Genomic DNA, 13,775 nt, shown 5'->3' with positions numbered 1-13,775 from the left:
CGTCCTCAGAAGCTGTAGGTCAGGCGCAGCGACGCGCTGCGCGGCGCGGCGTAGTACGACTGGGTCCACATCAGGCTGGTCAGGTACGTCTTGTCGGCCGCGTTATCGACGTTGAGCGTGGCGCGCACCTTGTCGGTCAGGTCGACGCCGGCCATCAGGTCGACGACGCCGTAGGCCTTCTGCTCGACCGGCGCGATGTCGACCATCGACACCGCGCTCTGCCAGCGCACCGCGGCCCCGACCGTCAGGTTGCGCAGTTCGGGGAAGGTATAGGTGGTGGTGGCCTTGAAGGTCTTGCGCGGCAGGTACTCGCGATCCTGGCCGTTCTCGCCCTCGATCTTCAGCTGGGTCCAGCCGGCGCTGAGCGTCCATTGGTCGGTCAGGGCGCCGGTGGCTTCCAGCTCGTAGCCGGTCACCTTGGTGTCGAGACCGTCATAGACGGTCCGGGTTCCGTCCATGCCGACGGCGAAGGCCAGGTCCTTCTGCTCCGACTGGAACACCGCGCCGGTCAGATAGAGGCGATGGTCGAACCACTCGCTCTTGACGCCCGCCTCATAGGCCTGGCCATGGGCGGCGGGCAGGTTCTGGTTGTTCGCGTCCCGCTCGGACTGCGGATTGAAGATGTCGGTGTAGCTGGCGTAGAGCGAGACGTTCGGCGTCAGGTCGTAGACCGCGCCGACATAGGGGCTGACCTTCTTCTCGTCGCGCGGCGTGTCGGCGCCGTAGGAATAGCCCTTCGACTTCAGCTTCAGGGCGTTGAAGCCGGCCACGACCTTGAATGGGTCGGTCACGCTGAAGTGGGCGGCGGCGTAGAAGCGCGACAGGCGGTCGGTCTGGTCCGAGGCCTGGTACGCGCCGGGATAGGTCGGCTCGGCGACCTGCTGCGAGCCCCACAGGCCGACGGCCGGATAGAGGATCGTGTCGCCTGAGAAGTTCTCCCACTCCTTGCCGGTCGACTTGGAGGTCTGGCCGCCCACCACCAGCTGGTGCGTGCGGCCGAACAGCTGGAACGGGCCCGACGCGTAGGCGTCGAGGATGAAGTTCTCGTACTTCGACGGATAGACGCCGCTCATGCCCTTGACGCCCAGGCCGGTGGCCGGGTCGGGGTTGTCGTAGGCGTAGAGCAGCTTGGCGTTCTCGTTGAAGCGCTTGTAGGTGCCGGTGGCCTTGACCTGCCAGCCGTTGTCGAACCTGTAGTCCAGCTCGGTGAAGGCCGTCTGGTCCTTGACGTTCCAGTAGGTCCAGTCGGCCGAAGTGGAGGCCGAACGCGGATAGTCGACCCGCGTCCCGTCCGAATAGAGCAGCGGCAGGGCGCCCCACAGCACGCCGCGCGAGCGGTTGTCCTGCAACGCGTAGCCGGCGGTGGCGGTCAGCTTGGGCGTGACGTCCCAGGCCAGCAGGCCCGAATAGACGTTCCGGTTGACGTGGTAGTGATCCAGATAGGACCCCCTGTCCTCGTTGGCGTAGATCAGCCTGCCGCGCACAGCTCCCGCGGCGTCGAGCGGGCCCGAGACGTCGGCCTCCAGGCGGTAGTTCTCCCACGAGCCGTACTGCAGCGCGGCGCTGGCCTGGAAGCTGTCGGTCGGGCGCTTGCGCACGTAGTTGACCGTAGCCGACGGGTTGCCGGTGCCGGTCATCATGCTGTTGGCGCCGCGCACCACCTCGACGCGATCGAACAGCACGGTGTCCAGATCGCCGAACTGGATGCCCCAGATCAGCGGCAGGCCGATCCCGTCCACCTGGAAGTTGGTGATGTCGAAGCCGCGCGAGTTGTAATAGGTGCGGTCGGTCTCGACCTTCTCGACATTGACGCCGGTCACCTGGGCCAGCAGGTCGTTGACCGTGGTCAGGCCGAAGCTCCGGATCCGCGCCTGATCGAGGATCGTCACCGACTGCGGCGTTTCGCGCAGGCTCATGTCCAGGCCCGTCACCGCCGAGGTGCGAGTGCGGGCCCCTGTGACGACCACGCCGTCCACCTGGTTCTCGGCCACGCCGGCCTCGGCGGCGGGCGCGGTCTCCGCGGCTCGAGCGACGGCGCCGGAAGACAGGGCCAGGACGGCGGCGCCGGCCATCAGCAGGGCGCGCGGGGAGACGATCATGGGACAGGGCTCGCTTGCGAACAATAATGAGTCGCAAATGCAATAGGAGGTAAGGGCGCGGCCTGTCAAACCGCGAGGACGGCTTTACGCGACATTTGTCGGATCAGGGCGCGGGTGTGGGCTCAGACGGCCAGGCGTCCGAAGGCCCGGCTTCAACCAAGGTTGTCGTCCCGGAAAGCGCGCACCGCTTGTCCGGGCTCCGGGGGCGGCTGCACCGTGCTTGCCCAGTCCCCTGGGTCCCGGACAGCCTCTACGAGGCTTCCGGGATGACAACGGCATGACTCTCCGAGCGGCTTCCTTCGGAACGCGATCGGCCCCTAAGCCGAAAACCCCGCCTCGGCGAAGGCCAGCATGCGGCCCAGCAGGGCCTCGACGTCGGCTTCGCTGGTCGCGCCTTCCGACAGCACGTTCAGGCGGTCGAACTCGGCGAAGCGGTTGTTGTGCAGCATGCCCAGGGTGAAGTGCAGCCGCCAGTAGATCTCCTCGGACGGCAGGTCCGGCCGCGCCTTGAGCAGGGCGTCCGAGAAGCGCCGCAGGTGGGTGACGTCGGTCTGCAGCACCTTGCGGATCTCGTCGGTGCCTTCGCTGCGGGCGCGGATCAGGAACTGCAGCGAGATGCGGCGCTCGTGGTCCGGCGCCAGCCACTTCAGCGGCGGGGTCAGCAGGGCGGCCAGGATCTCGCGCACCGGCGGATTGCCCGCATGGCGGTCGGTCGCCTCGTGCAGCTTCTTGGCCCGCTCGCGGTTCAGCTCGACCGTGCGCCGCCGGAAGATCTCGTACAGCAGCGCGTCCTTGGAGCCGAAGTGATAGTTCACCGAGGCCAGGTTGACGCCCGCCGCGGCGGTGATGTCGCGCACCGACACGTTCTGGAAGCCGTGCAGCGCGAACAGCCGCTCGGCGGCGACGAACACCAGGTTCTTGGTGACGGCTTCGTTGTCGACGCCCTCGACATCGGTTTCTGGCGCGGTGATGACGGTCGCGCCGTCGCTCTTCGGACTCACTACGGTATCCCCTTTACCTGTGGGGAAGTCTTACGGCCGTTCGAATTTGGCGCAAGCGTCAAGATGGAACGCGGACGGAGGAATTCTGCAAGCGGGGCCAGGCCGCCATGAAGGCGGGCGCCCCGCGCGCCTGAAAGCAGATCGATGCGCGCCCGCGCTCTCAGCCCCTGGAACGCCGGCCGCCCTTGGAATGTCCCGTCGTCATCGGGTCGGGCTTGGCGGGCGGAACCCAGCCCCTGGGCGGAACATGGCGGGGCTGGTCGGTCCCCAGCCCCATCTTCCCCGGTTCCTGGCGACGAAGATAGGAAGCCTGGGGCGCGTCGGCGCCGGGCTGCTCCATGATCCGCTGGTCGCGCCGGATCTGGTCGATCTGGTCGCGCAGGGCCGAGGCGGTTTCGAAATCCTCGGAGGCGACGGCCTGGGCCATCTCCTCCTCCAGTTCGGACAGATGGGTTTCCTGAGTCATCGCGGGCTCCCGGCGGGTGCATGCATGATAACGCGCGAGACGCCCGATCGGGCCGCGGCTTGAGATCGCCGGCCGACAGGCGTAAGCCGCCCGTCGTGTCGACCGATCAGCCCGCCCCTTCGCCAGACCCGTCGGTTCTTGGAACCCGGCTGATCTCGCTGGCCGTGGCCAGCGCCCTGCTGATGGAGTTCATCGACTCCACAGCTCTGTCGACCGCCCTGCCCACCCTGGCCCACGCCTTTCGCGTCGACCCGATCCACCTGAAGCTGGCCCTGACCTCGTACATCCTGGCCCTGGCGGTGTTCACCCCGGCCAGCGGCTGGGCGGCGGAAAGGTTCGGCGCGCGGCGGGTGTTCCTGACGGCGATGATCGTGTTCCTGACCGGCTCGGCCCTGTGCGGCCTGTCGCGGAACCTGGAGGCCCTGGTCGCTTCCCGGATCCTGCAGGGGATCGGCGGGGCGATGATGACCCCGGTGGCCCGGCTGATCGTGGTCGGTTCGACGCCCAAGGACAAGCTGATCCGAGCCATGGGCTGGTTCACCATGCCCGCCCTGGTCGGCCCGCTGATCGGCCCGCCCCTGGCCGGCTTGGTGCTCAGCGTCGCCGACTGGCCGTGGATCTTCTATCTGAACCTGCCGATCGGCCTGCTGGGCATGACAGCGGTGATGCGCTTCGTGCCCAAGAGCCAGCCCAACAAGGAAATGGGCCGATTCGACACCCTGGGCTTCCTGCTGTCGGCGATCGCCATCAGCGGCCTGGTGGTGGTGGCCGAGACGGCGGGGCTGTCCTTGCTGCCGCCCTGGGCCCAGGCCGCCGTGCTGGCCCTGTCGCTGGGCGCGGGCTGGCTCTATCTGCGCAAGGCCAAGGTCACGCCCAGGCCGATCCTCGATCTGGCCCTGCTCAAGTATCGCACCTACCGCGCCAGCCTGCTGGGCGGGGCGTTCGTGCGGCTGGGCATCGGGGCCAGTCCGTTCCTGCTGCCGCTGCTGCTGCAGGTCGCCCTGGGCTGGAGCCCGCTGAAGGCCAGCGCGGTCACCCTGGGGACCGGGGTCGGCACGCTGATCGCCCGGCCGTTCGCGGCGGCGGGCCTCAAGCGCTTCGGCTTCCGCACCTCGCTGGCGGTGTTCGTGATCGCCACGGCGGTCCTGACGGCCGCGCCCGGCTTCTTCACCCTGGCGACGCCGATGGCGGTGATGGCCGGCGCCCTGTTTCTGGCCGGCTTCGCGCGCTCCAACCAGTTCATCGCCACCAACACCATCGCCTATGCCGACGTGCCCCAGCCCCGGGTGGCCGCCGCCTCGACCCTGGCGGCCGTGGCGCAGCAGGTCGGGCTGGCCCTGGGCGTCAGCTTCGGCGGCCTGATGCTGCACCTGGCGCGCGGCCACCAGGCCCACCTGACCCCGGACCGCTTCACCTGGCCGTTCGTGGCGATCGGCCTGGTGACGCTGCTGGCCCTGCCGGTCTACCTGCGGCTGGACCGGGACGCGGGGGCGGAGATTTCGGGACGGGTCCGCGCGACGGATCCCCTCGCCCAAAGGTCTTCAGACCGGTGACATCGGTGACGGGTGTTTGGAGGCATCCGTGACGGTTGAGACGATCATATCGGCGCCGTGAGCTTCACCGAGAATTTCAGGAGGCGTCTGGCGTCCCCGTCCAGCGAGCCCATATCCCCGGTTCAACTTGGGAGTCGCTCGCTCGTGCCTATCCACACCCTGCGCAATCTCGGTCTGGCGGGACTTCTCGTCCTGGCGACAGGAGTCTCCGCCGATCCGCTTCAGGCCCAGCCTGCCCGATCGGCCGTCGCACCTGCTGTCTTGGCCGCACCCGCGCACGACATCACCCGTTTCAAAATTGGAGCACTCGAGGCGGCGGCCCTGTTCGACGGGACCATCACCGTCGCGAACGACGGGAAGACTTTCGGCGTTGGCCGTTCGCCAGCCGAAGTGGCGGCGGTGCTCAAGACGAACGGGCTGCGGCAGGACCAGTTGGAGCTCGGGATCCAGCCGCTCCTGGTGCGTAGCGCCAGCCGGATCCTGCTCTTCGACACCGGGGCCGGCGACGCCAGCTTCGCCCGCGGAGACGCTCTCCAGGCCTCCCTGCGAGCGGTCGGCGTGAACCCCGCCCAGGTCACGGACATCTTCATCTCGCACGCCCATCCCGATCACGTGGGCGGACTTCTCGGTCCGCGCGGCGGCCTGGCCTTTCCCAACGCCGCCATTCACCTCTCCGCGCCGGAATGGGCGGCCATGAGGGACAACAAGGACCAAAGCGTGCTTGCAGCCGCCATCGCGCCCAAGGTCGTCACCTTTGTCCCCGGCGCCGTCGTCTTGCCGGGCCTGGTCACGGCCGTGCCGGTGAACGGGCACACCCCAGGTCACAGCGCCTACGAAGTCGCGTCGGGGCGAGATCGCCTGCTCTACATCGGCGACAGCGCGCATCACTCGGTGGTTTCGGTGCAGAAGCCGGACTGGACCGTGGAGTTCGACGGCGACGCGGCGACCGCTCAGGCCAGCCGCCGGGCGCTGCTGCGGCGCGCGGCCGATGAGAACCTGCGGCTCTACGCCGTCCACTTCCCTTACCCCGGCCTTGGCCGTGTGAAGGCGCAGGGCGACGGGTTCGTCTGGATCCCGGAGACGCGTTAGAACAAGCCGGGGCTATATCAGGATCCCGGGCTCCGTCCATCACGCCGGTTGGTTCAGATCTGCATCGCCCGCCATACGTCGCGCGGGCCCGCCCACTTCCATGGGAAAGGGCGGGTCAGGAACGCGCCGCCGCGATGCGCGCGCGGGCGATCTCGTCGGCGACCAGGTTTGCGGGGCGCTGGTCGACCAGCGAGTGGTCCAGCACCTCGCCCAGGGTCTGGGCCAGGCGGTCCAGCTTGGCCGCCACCCAGTCCGGATCGAAGGCCGCGCCGGCCTCCAGGGCCCGGATCTCGCCGGCCACGTTGATGATGCCGCCGCCGTTGATCACATAGTCGGGGGCGTAGAGGATGCCGCGCTCGAACACCGCCTGGCCGATGGTCTTGTCGGCCAGTTGGTTGTTGGCCCCGCCGGCGATCACCTTGACCTTCAGGCGCGGCAGGGTCGTGGCCGAGATCGCGCCGCCCAGGGCGCAGGGGGCGAAGACGTCGGCTTCGACGTCGAAAATGGCGTCGGTCGAGACGATCCGGGCGCCGGTCCTGGTCGCCACCTCGTCGAGGGCTTGCGGGTTGACGTCGGCGATGACCAGCCTGGCGCCGGCGGCGTGCAGCTTCTCGGCCAGATAGGCGCCGACATGGCCCACGCCCTGGATGGCGACGGTGACGCCGTTCAGGTCGCGGTTCAGGGCCCGCTGGACGCACAGGCGTACGCCGCGGAACACGCCCTCGGCGGTGACCGGCGACGGATCGCCCGAGGCGGCCGCGTGGCCTTCCAGCCCGGCGACATAGCGGGTGGTCCGGCGCGTGGCGACCAGGTCGGCCGGCGAGACGCCGACGTCCTCGGCCGTCCAGTACCTGCCGGCCAAGCTGTCGACGGCGCGGCCGAAGGCCTCGAACAGCTCCGGGCTCTTCTGGCTGCGGGCGTCGCCGATGATCACGGCCTTGCCGCCGCCGAAGTCCAGGTCGGCCATGGCGTTCTTGTACGACATGCCGCGCGACAGCCTCAGGGCGTCGGTCACGGCGGCGTCGGCGCTGGAATAGTCCCACATCCGGCAGCCGCCGGCGGCCGGACCGCGGGCGGTGGAGTGGACGGCGATGATCGACTTCAGGCCGGTTTTTTCGTCAAAGAACGCGTGAACGCCTTCGTGTCCCTCGAAATCCGGGGAATCGAACAAGGTCATGCCGTCAGTCCTGCCCTAGGTCAGAAAGTTTGCGCGCGGGTGTACGCTGGCGGGGGCTGGGTCACAAGGCCTCACCTCGCCGCACCCAAAAACCCCGCTCATCCCGCGAACGCCGGGATGAGCGGAGGAACTATTGTTTTGAGATCTGCGAGCGCACCACGTTCGGCGCGGTCGGCGCGCCGGGGATCGGCGGGGCGCCGGACGGCAGGTCGGCCTGCGGGTCCTTCAGGAACGAGGCCGCGTCGGTCCACACCACCTGGGCCTGGTTGTCGACCAGCAGCAGGTGCCAGCCGTTGGCGTAATAGGCCGAGCGGTCGTCGGGCTTGAGCCGGCGGACCGCCTCCATGGTCGGCTCCTTGGGGATGATATGGTCGTTGGCCCCGTAGAAATAGGCGACCGGAACCTGAACCTTGCCCAGCGACGCCCAGGCCTTCTCCATCAGCCCGACTAGGCCGTAGAGGGTGTCGGAGCGCGCGCCCCAGATCATCAGCGGGTCGCGGCCCATGCGCCGCAGCTCGTCGATATTGTCGGTGGGCTGGACGTTCCTGACCAGCCATTCCGGCGGCTTGACCACCCAGCCGCGGGTGGTGTGAGCGGTGATCCACAGGCTGGTCTTGTAGGGCAGCGGCTGGTTCGACCAGCCCCAGACGGCCGGGGCGAACAGCAGCACGCGGTCGGCGGCGGGCGGCCGATCCGAGGCCATGGCGACGATGGCCAGGGCCCCGCCCATGCTCTCGCCGGCCAGGGCGACCTTGGCCTCGGGATGGGCCTCGCGGACCAGGGCGACGGCGGTGCGGATGTCTTCGATCACCAGGTCCGGCGGCGCCCAGACGCCGCGGTCGGGCGAACGGCCGAAGCCCCGGATGTCGATGGCGTAGGTGGCGATCCCCTGTCCGGCCCAGAACGGTCCGGACAGGTGGAAGGCGTTGGAATAGTCGTTCATGCCGTGCAGGGCGACGATCACGTGGGTGACCGGCCGCCCCTCGGGCGGCAGCCACTTCATCAGGCCCAGCCTCGTCCCGTCGAAGCTGAACAGGCCGTCCTCGTCCAGCCGGGGGCCGCGATAGCCCAGCTCGCCCGGGCCGGGATGCTGGGTGACCGGGGCGCAGGCGGCCAGGCTGGCCGCGCTGGCCGCCCCGAGAAGAAGAGTCCGACGGTTCATGACGCCAGAATGCCCGCCACTCGGCGGCGAAGATAGGGCGCGACCTCGGCCTCGAACCACGGGTTGCGCTTGAACCAGCCGGTGTTGCGCCACGACGGGTGCGGCAGGGGCAGGACGCCCGCGTCGATATGGTCGCGCCAGGCGGCGACGGTGTCGGTCATGCTGGCCTTCATCCGTTCCCCCAACGCCCAGGCCTGGGCATGGCTCCCGACCAGCAGGGTCAGCTCGACCCTGGGCAAGGCGGCCAGCAGCTGAGGCCGCCACAGGGCGGCGCAGCGGGCCGGCGGCGGATAGTCGCCGCCCTTGGGGTTGGTCCCGGGAAAGCAGAAGGCCATGGCCGCCACGCCGATCTCCTGGCGGCCGTAGAAGGTCTCGCGGTCGATCCCCATCCAGTCGCGCAGGCGGTTTCCGGACGGGTCGTTGAACGGCAGGCCGGTCTCGTGCACCAGCCGGCCCGGCGCCTGGCCGCAGATCAGCAGGCGGGTCGCCGGGCTGACCCGCACCACCGGCCTGGGCGCATGCGGCAGGTACGGCGCGCAGGCCCGGCAGGCGGCGATGTCGGCGAGGAGAGCATCCAGCGGCATGGCGTGCAGTTAGGAGGCCCGCCGCCGCCCGACAAGCGCGACCAAGCGCGGCGCCTAGGCGGCCAGCAGGCGTTTTTCCCTGGCGATCAGTCCGGCGAACGACGGCCGGGCCAGGATCGCCTCGGCATAGGCCCGGGTCCGAGGCCAGGCCGACAGGTCGAAGCCCAGGTGGCCGAGATTGGCGAACGGGCTGGCCACGGCGATGTCCGCCAGGGTGATGCGGTCCTCCAGCAGGAAGCCGCCGCCGTCGGGAACCGTGCGTTCGAGATAGTCCAGCAGCGGCGGGATCGTCTCGCGCTCGGCCTTCAGGCAGACGCCCTCGTCGCCGGTCTTGCCCATGAAGCGCGGGCCGACGATGCGGTTGAAGAACAGCGGCCCGGCGGCGGCGACCACGAGGGTGTCGGCGAACTCCTCGAACCACACCGCCCGCGCCCGGTTGCGCGGGTCCGGCGGGATCAGGTTCGGCTCGGGGTGCAGAGCTTCCAGATAGGTGATGATCGCCGAGGAGTCCGAGATCAGGAAGTCGCCGTCCTTGAACCCGGGAATCTTGCGGAACGGACTGCAGGCCAGGAAGTCGGGATCCGGCTCGCCAGGCCGCGAGACCTTGTTCTCCAGCGTCAGCCCCTTCTCGGCCCCGAAGGCTAGGGTCTTGCGCACATAGGGCGACAACGACGAGCCGTAGACGATCATGGCGGACCCTCCCTTATGAGTTCCCCTCATAGGTCCACGGGTTGGGTTTTAATTCAAGACTTAGGTGACCGGGGCTATTCCTCGCCGCCCTCGTCCGCCGCCTCCTCGAAGCTGGTCGGATCGCCTTCCTGGCGCAGGCGCAGCCGGTAGACGCCGCGGAACTTCTCCGGATTCACCGGCTTGTTGTGGCGCAGAATGACGATCTTGCCCTCGCGGGCCAGCTCGACGGCGTTGGTCCGCACGTGGCCCAGCACGCGCTGCCAGCGCTCGGGCTCGATGGCCTTGGCGACCGACATCGGATCGATGGACTTGCCGGCGGCCACGGCGGCCAGTTGCGAGAGGATGGTGTCTTGGATCGGGGTGGTCATGGTTTTCGCTCGAGCACCGACCAGACGCCGTCGTGACGGATGAACATGGTCGTGGAGATGATTTCGGGGTCGCCGGCGATTTGATCGACGAACATCGCGACGCGTTCCAGCCGGTCCTTATCCCCGCCGTCGGCCAGCAGCAAGAGATTGCGCTGCGAGAAGACGGCGACCGGATCGCCGGTCATGGTCACGCCGTGGATCTTCCAGGTCTCGGGCTGGGTGACGAAGTTTAAAGCCAGACTGCTCTCGTTGGTGATCGTCCAGACCCCGGGCTCCAGGGTCTCGATCTCCATGCGTCCCATCTTGGCGCGCGTGTTGGCCTCGGCCCGCGCCCAGGCCGCCGCCACGTCGGGGAACAGCGGCATGATCTTGTCGGCGGGCGTCATCGTGAAGGTTTCCTCCCCGTCGACGGCGACGATCTCGATGAAGTCGCCCGCGAACGGCCGCGTCAGCAGCTTGAAGTTCTCGGCGCCGGGCTGGGTCACGTAGTCCATGGGCCGGATCAGCACGACCAGGCTTTCCGGGGTGACCGCAGCCAGATCGTTGTCGCCCAGCGCCGACCGCGCCATCTGGCCGACGATGGTCTCCAGTTGCTCGGGCTTGTTCAGATAGCGCTGATAGGCGTTGCCGATGAACAATGAGACCCCGTCGTCGGGCTTGGATCCAGGCGGAAAGACGCGCAGCGTGTCGTCGCCGACCATCTCGATCCTGGCCTTCGGCGACATCCGGTGGATGGCGTCGCGCAGCTCCAGCCGGAACTCGAACGGCGACATCACGCCGGCCCAGGCCGGACCCGCCAGCATCAGCGCGACGATCCCCGCCGCGATCCGCGCCATCCACTTTCCAACCGCCATGAGCCCCTCCCGCCGAGTCGCCCGGACTGTGCACGGCGCACCTACGGATCGTCACGCCGATTGTTGCTGACAGCGCCTGGTCCGCGCCGACTTGCGCGCTTCGCCGCCGGGCCTTAGGTCCTCAAAGACAACGAAGGGGCGGAACATGGACGGCGGCAACGAGATCTGGGACGGGCCCAAGCTGGTGACCGACGGCGAATGGGCCGGCTGGCGCACCTGGGCGGGCATGGACGCCTTCGAGGACCAGACCGGGCCGTTCTACTTTCGGGAGGAAAACGGCGTGATCCGCAACGCCTTCCGCGCCGAAACCCGCCACATGAACGGCGGCGGCTTCATGCATGGCGGCTGCATGATGACCTTCGCCGACTATTCGCTGTTCTCGATTTCGTGGGCGCACCTGAAGGACGTGCGGGCCGTGACCGTCAGCCTGAACGGCGAGTTCCTGGGTCCGGCCAAGGCCGGCGACCTGGTGGAATCGACCGGCGAGGTCACCAAGGCCGGCGGCTCGTTGCTGTTCGTGCGCGGGCTGGTGTCGACAGGCGGATCGCCAATGCTGAACTTTTCCGGGGTGATCAAGAAGATCAGGCCGCGCTGACCTACACCCCCGCCTTCGCCGCCGGCCGGGCCATCATGCCCTCCAGCCAGCGCTTGACGTTGACCAGCTCCGGATCCGGGCGGAACCGCGCCATGCGGGCGAAATCGAGACCGGTCGCCGCCAGGATATCGGCGATGGTCAGCCGCTCGCAGGCGATGAATTCGCTGTCGGCCAGGCTACGGTCGAGCATCTTCAAGCCCTTCTCGGCCATGGCCCGGTTGGCGGCGGCGATCTCGGGGAGCTGGGTCTCGATGGCCGCCAGGGCCGGGTGGCTGTGGCGCACCAGCATCATCAGCGGGGTGGCGACCATCATCTCGGCGCGGCGCGTCCACATCTCGATCACCGCGGACTCGCAAGGATCCTCGCCGAACAGGTTGGGCTCGGGATAGAGCGCTTCCAGGTAGCGGCAGATGGCCACCGACTCGGTGATGGTCCGGCCGTCGTCCATCTCCAGGGCGGGCACGTTGGGCAGGCCGGCCTTGGCCAGGTATTCGGACGTGCGGTGCTGGCCGCCGAAGATGTCGATGTCGACGACCTCGATGTCCTCGATCCCCTTCTCGGCCATGAACCAGCGCACGCGGCGGGGATTGGGCGCGCGGCGGCTGTCGTAGAGCTTCAAAAGGAAATCCTCCCGGCTTTTGACCGGGAGGATGCTTCGGTTCCGCGGCGGAAGAAAAGGTGTTTAGAGCCCGAACCAGGCCCGCGGCATCAGGCCGATCAGCGAACCGGTCAGGCAGGTGGCCAGGAAGCCGGCCATCATCGCCTTCCAGACCAGGCCCAGCACCTCCTGCCGGCGGTTGGGCACCAGCACCGAGAAGCCGGCGACGTTCATGCCCACCGAGCCGATGTTGGCGAAGCCGCACAGGGCGTAGGTCATGATGATCCGGGTGCGCGGGTCCAGCAGCTCCGGGCCGGTCTTGGCCATCTGGATGAAGGCGGTGAACTCGGTCAGGATCAGCTTGACGCCCAGCAGGCCGCCGGCCGCGCCGGCTTCCTTCCAAGGCACGCCCATCGCCCAGGCCAGCGGCGAGAAGATCACGCCCAGGATGCGGGCGATGCTCAGGTGTTCGCCGCCCACCATCGGCAGGGCGAACAGGATCTTGTCGACCATGGTGGCCAGGGCGATGAACACGATCAGGGTGGCGCCGACGTTGAGGGCGATCTGCAGGCCGTCGGTGGTGCCCTTCATGACCGCGTCGATCGAGCTGCCATAGGTCTTGTCGCCCTCGGCCAGGTCCAGGTCGTCGGACTTCTCGCTGGGGTCGCCGGGCACCATGATCCGGGCCAGCAGCACCCCGGCCGGGGCCGAGATCAGCGAGGCGGCCAGCACGTGGGCGGCGGCGTTGGGCAGCACGTCGTGCAGGATGGTGGCGTAGGCCACCATGGTCGAGCCGGAGACGCAGGCCATGCCGACCGCGATCAGCATGAACAGCTCCGAGCGGGTCAGGCGTTCCAGATAGGCGCGGATGAAGATCGGCCCCTCGATCTGGCCCATGAAGATGGTGGCGGCGGTCGCGAGAGCGGGCGGGCCGCGCAGGCCCAGGGTCTTCTGGAACAGGAAGCCCAGCCCCTTGGCCAGCCACTTCAGGATGCCCCAGTGCCACAGCAGGGCCGACAGGGCGCAGACCACCAGGATCACCGGCATGACACGGAAGGCGAACAGGAAGCCGGCCCCCGGATTGGTCTCGGCATAGGGCGGCGTGGTGCCCGACAGGTAGCCGAACACGAAGTTGGTGCCCGCCTGGGTCGACGAGGCCAGCCCCTCGACAGCGCCGTTCACGCCCTGCAGGGCGTCGCGCATGGCCGGCAGCCGGAACAGCACGAAGACCAGGATCAGCTGGATGGCGATCGCGCAGACGGCCAGCACCAGCGGGAAGCGCTTGCGGTTCTCGGACACCAGCCAGCAAAGGCCGAGGATCAGCGCCACGCCCGCCAGGGCCTGGACGTTCTCGGGAAGGAAGATCAAGACGGAAGGACCCCAAATGAGCGACGCGCCCCCGCGACGCAGCCAAGGGACCAAATGACTATGAATGGGGGGCGCGACGCAAGCGCCTTGCGACGATCCGGATCGTCGGGCCGCCGATGGCCCCTGCTTGGGCGCCTTACTCCGATTTAACTTGGCCGCTTGAAGTTCGCC

At 68.5% G+C, this 13,775-nt stretch carries 14 protein-coding genes; 3 read left to right on the top strand and 11 right to left on the bottom strand.

Translation table 11 applies throughout. From position 1 onward, the window contains the following. Positions 1 to 5 precede the first annotated feature (5 nt). The 3 genes from BM066_RS13425 to BM066_RS13415 form a co-directional block, all read right to left on the bottom strand. Positions 6 to 2,099, bottom strand: a complete 2,094-nt coding sequence (locus tag BM066_RS13425; protein ID WP_089928697.1) for a TonB-dependent siderophore receptor — start codon at positions 2,097 to 2,099, stop codon at positions 6 to 8. A 317-nt stretch (positions 2,100 to 2,416) separates the two neighbouring features. Continuing rightward, positions 2,417 to 3,070, bottom strand: coding sequence for a TetR/AcrR family transcriptional regulator (locus BM066_RS13420; protein ID WP_177218458.1), 654 nt, complete (start codon positions 3,068 to 3,070; stop codon positions 2,417 to 2,419). 190 nt (positions 3,071 to 3,260) lie between these two features. Continuing rightward, a complete protein-coding gene (locus tag BM066_RS13415) occupies positions 3,261 to 3,566 on the bottom strand; it encodes a UvrB/UvrC motif-containing protein (protein WP_089928692.1) in 306 nt (101 codons plus the stop codon). Positions 3,567 to 3,661: 95 nt separating this feature from the next. Here BM066_RS13415 and BM066_RS13410 point away from each other — a divergent pair, with 95 nt between their 5' ends. Further along, the gene (locus BM066_RS13410) at positions 3,662 to 5,119 is read left to right on the top strand and encodes an MFS transporter (protein ID WP_089928690.1); all 1,458 of its coding nucleotides are present in this window, start codon (positions 3,662 to 3,664) and stop codon (positions 5,117 to 5,119) included. A gap of 144 nt (positions 5,120 to 5,263) precedes the next feature. Next, a complete protein-coding gene (locus BM066_RS13405; protein WP_255367579.1) occupies positions 5,264 to 6,208 on the top strand; it encodes an MBL fold metallo-hydrolase in 945 nt (314 codons plus the stop codon). A 115-nt stretch (positions 6,209 to 6,323) separates the two neighbouring features. Here BM066_RS13405 and BM066_RS13400 read toward each other — a convergent pair whose 3' ends face one another. From BM066_RS13400 to BM066_RS13375, 6 genes are all read right to left on the bottom strand, one after another. Then, positions 6,324 to 7,385 carry a Leu/Phe/Val dehydrogenase gene (locus BM066_RS13400; RefSeq protein WP_089928688.1) on the bottom strand — a complete coding sequence of 354 codons (1,062 nt, stop codon included), beginning with the start codon at positions 7,383 to 7,385 and terminating at the stop codon, positions 6,324 to 6,326. Positions 7,386 to 7,515: 130 nt separating this feature from the next. Further along, positions 7,516 to 8,547, bottom strand: coding sequence for an alpha/beta fold hydrolase (locus BM066_RS13395; protein WP_089928686.1), 1,032 nt, complete (start codon positions 8,545 to 8,547; stop codon positions 7,516 to 7,518). Further along, the gene (locus BM066_RS13390) at positions 8,544 to 9,131 is read right to left on the bottom strand and encodes a uracil-DNA glycosylase family protein (RefSeq protein WP_089928683.1); all 588 of its coding nucleotides are present in this window, start codon (positions 9,129 to 9,131) and stop codon (positions 8,544 to 8,546) included. The genes BM066_RS13395 and BM066_RS13390 overlap by 4 nt, the downstream gene beginning before the upstream one ends. 54 nt (positions 9,132 to 9,185) lie before the next feature. Continuing rightward, positions 9,186 to 9,821, bottom strand: coding sequence for a glutathione S-transferase family protein (locus BM066_RS13385; protein WP_089928680.1), 636 nt, complete (start codon positions 9,819 to 9,821; stop codon positions 9,186 to 9,188). 74 nt (positions 9,822 to 9,895) lie between these two features. After that, entirely contained in the window at positions 9,896 to 10,189 is a 294-nt protein-coding gene (locus BM066_RS13380; protein ID WP_089928677.1) for a DUF3253 domain-containing protein, read from the bottom strand. Beyond that, positions 10,186 to 11,043: a hypothetical protein gene (locus BM066_RS13375; protein ID WP_143093728.1), complete on the bottom strand. Its 858-nt coding sequence runs from the start codon at positions 11,041 to 11,043 to the stop codon at positions 10,186 to 10,188. Before BM066_RS13375 ends, BM066_RS13380 begins: the two co-directional genes overlap by 4 nt. A gap of 145 nt (positions 11,044 to 11,188) precedes the next feature. Here BM066_RS13375 and BM066_RS13370 point away from each other — a divergent pair, with 145 nt between their 5' ends. Further along, entirely contained in the window at positions 11,189 to 11,638 is a 450-nt protein-coding gene (locus tag BM066_RS13370; protein WP_089928672.1) for a PaaI family thioesterase, read from the top strand. A 1-nt stretch (position 11,639) separates the two neighbouring features. Here BM066_RS13370 and BM066_RS13365 read toward each other — a convergent pair whose 3' ends face one another. Then, complete coding sequence (locus BM066_RS13365; RefSeq protein ID WP_089928669.1) at positions 11,640 to 12,257, bottom strand: glutathione S-transferase family protein; 618 nt, start codon at positions 12,255 to 12,257, stop codon at positions 11,640 to 11,642. A 63-nt stretch (positions 12,258 to 12,320) separates the two neighbouring features. Next, positions 12,321 to 13,601 carry a NupC/NupG family nucleoside CNT transporter gene (locus tag BM066_RS13360; RefSeq protein ID WP_089928827.1) on the bottom strand — a complete coding sequence of 427 codons (1,281 nt, stop codon included), beginning with the start codon at positions 13,599 to 13,601 and terminating at the stop codon, positions 12,321 to 12,323. Positions 13,602 to 13,775: the final 174 nt, after the last annotated feature.

The sequence above is a fragment of the Caulobacter sp. UNC279MFTsu5.1 genome, from assembly GCF_900114015.1.
GTDB lineage: Bacteria > Pseudomonadota > Alphaproteobacteria > Caulobacterales > Caulobacteraceae > Caulobacter.
Note: the sequence above shows the minus strand (reverse complement) of the source record. Positions and strands in the feature narration are given on the sequence as shown.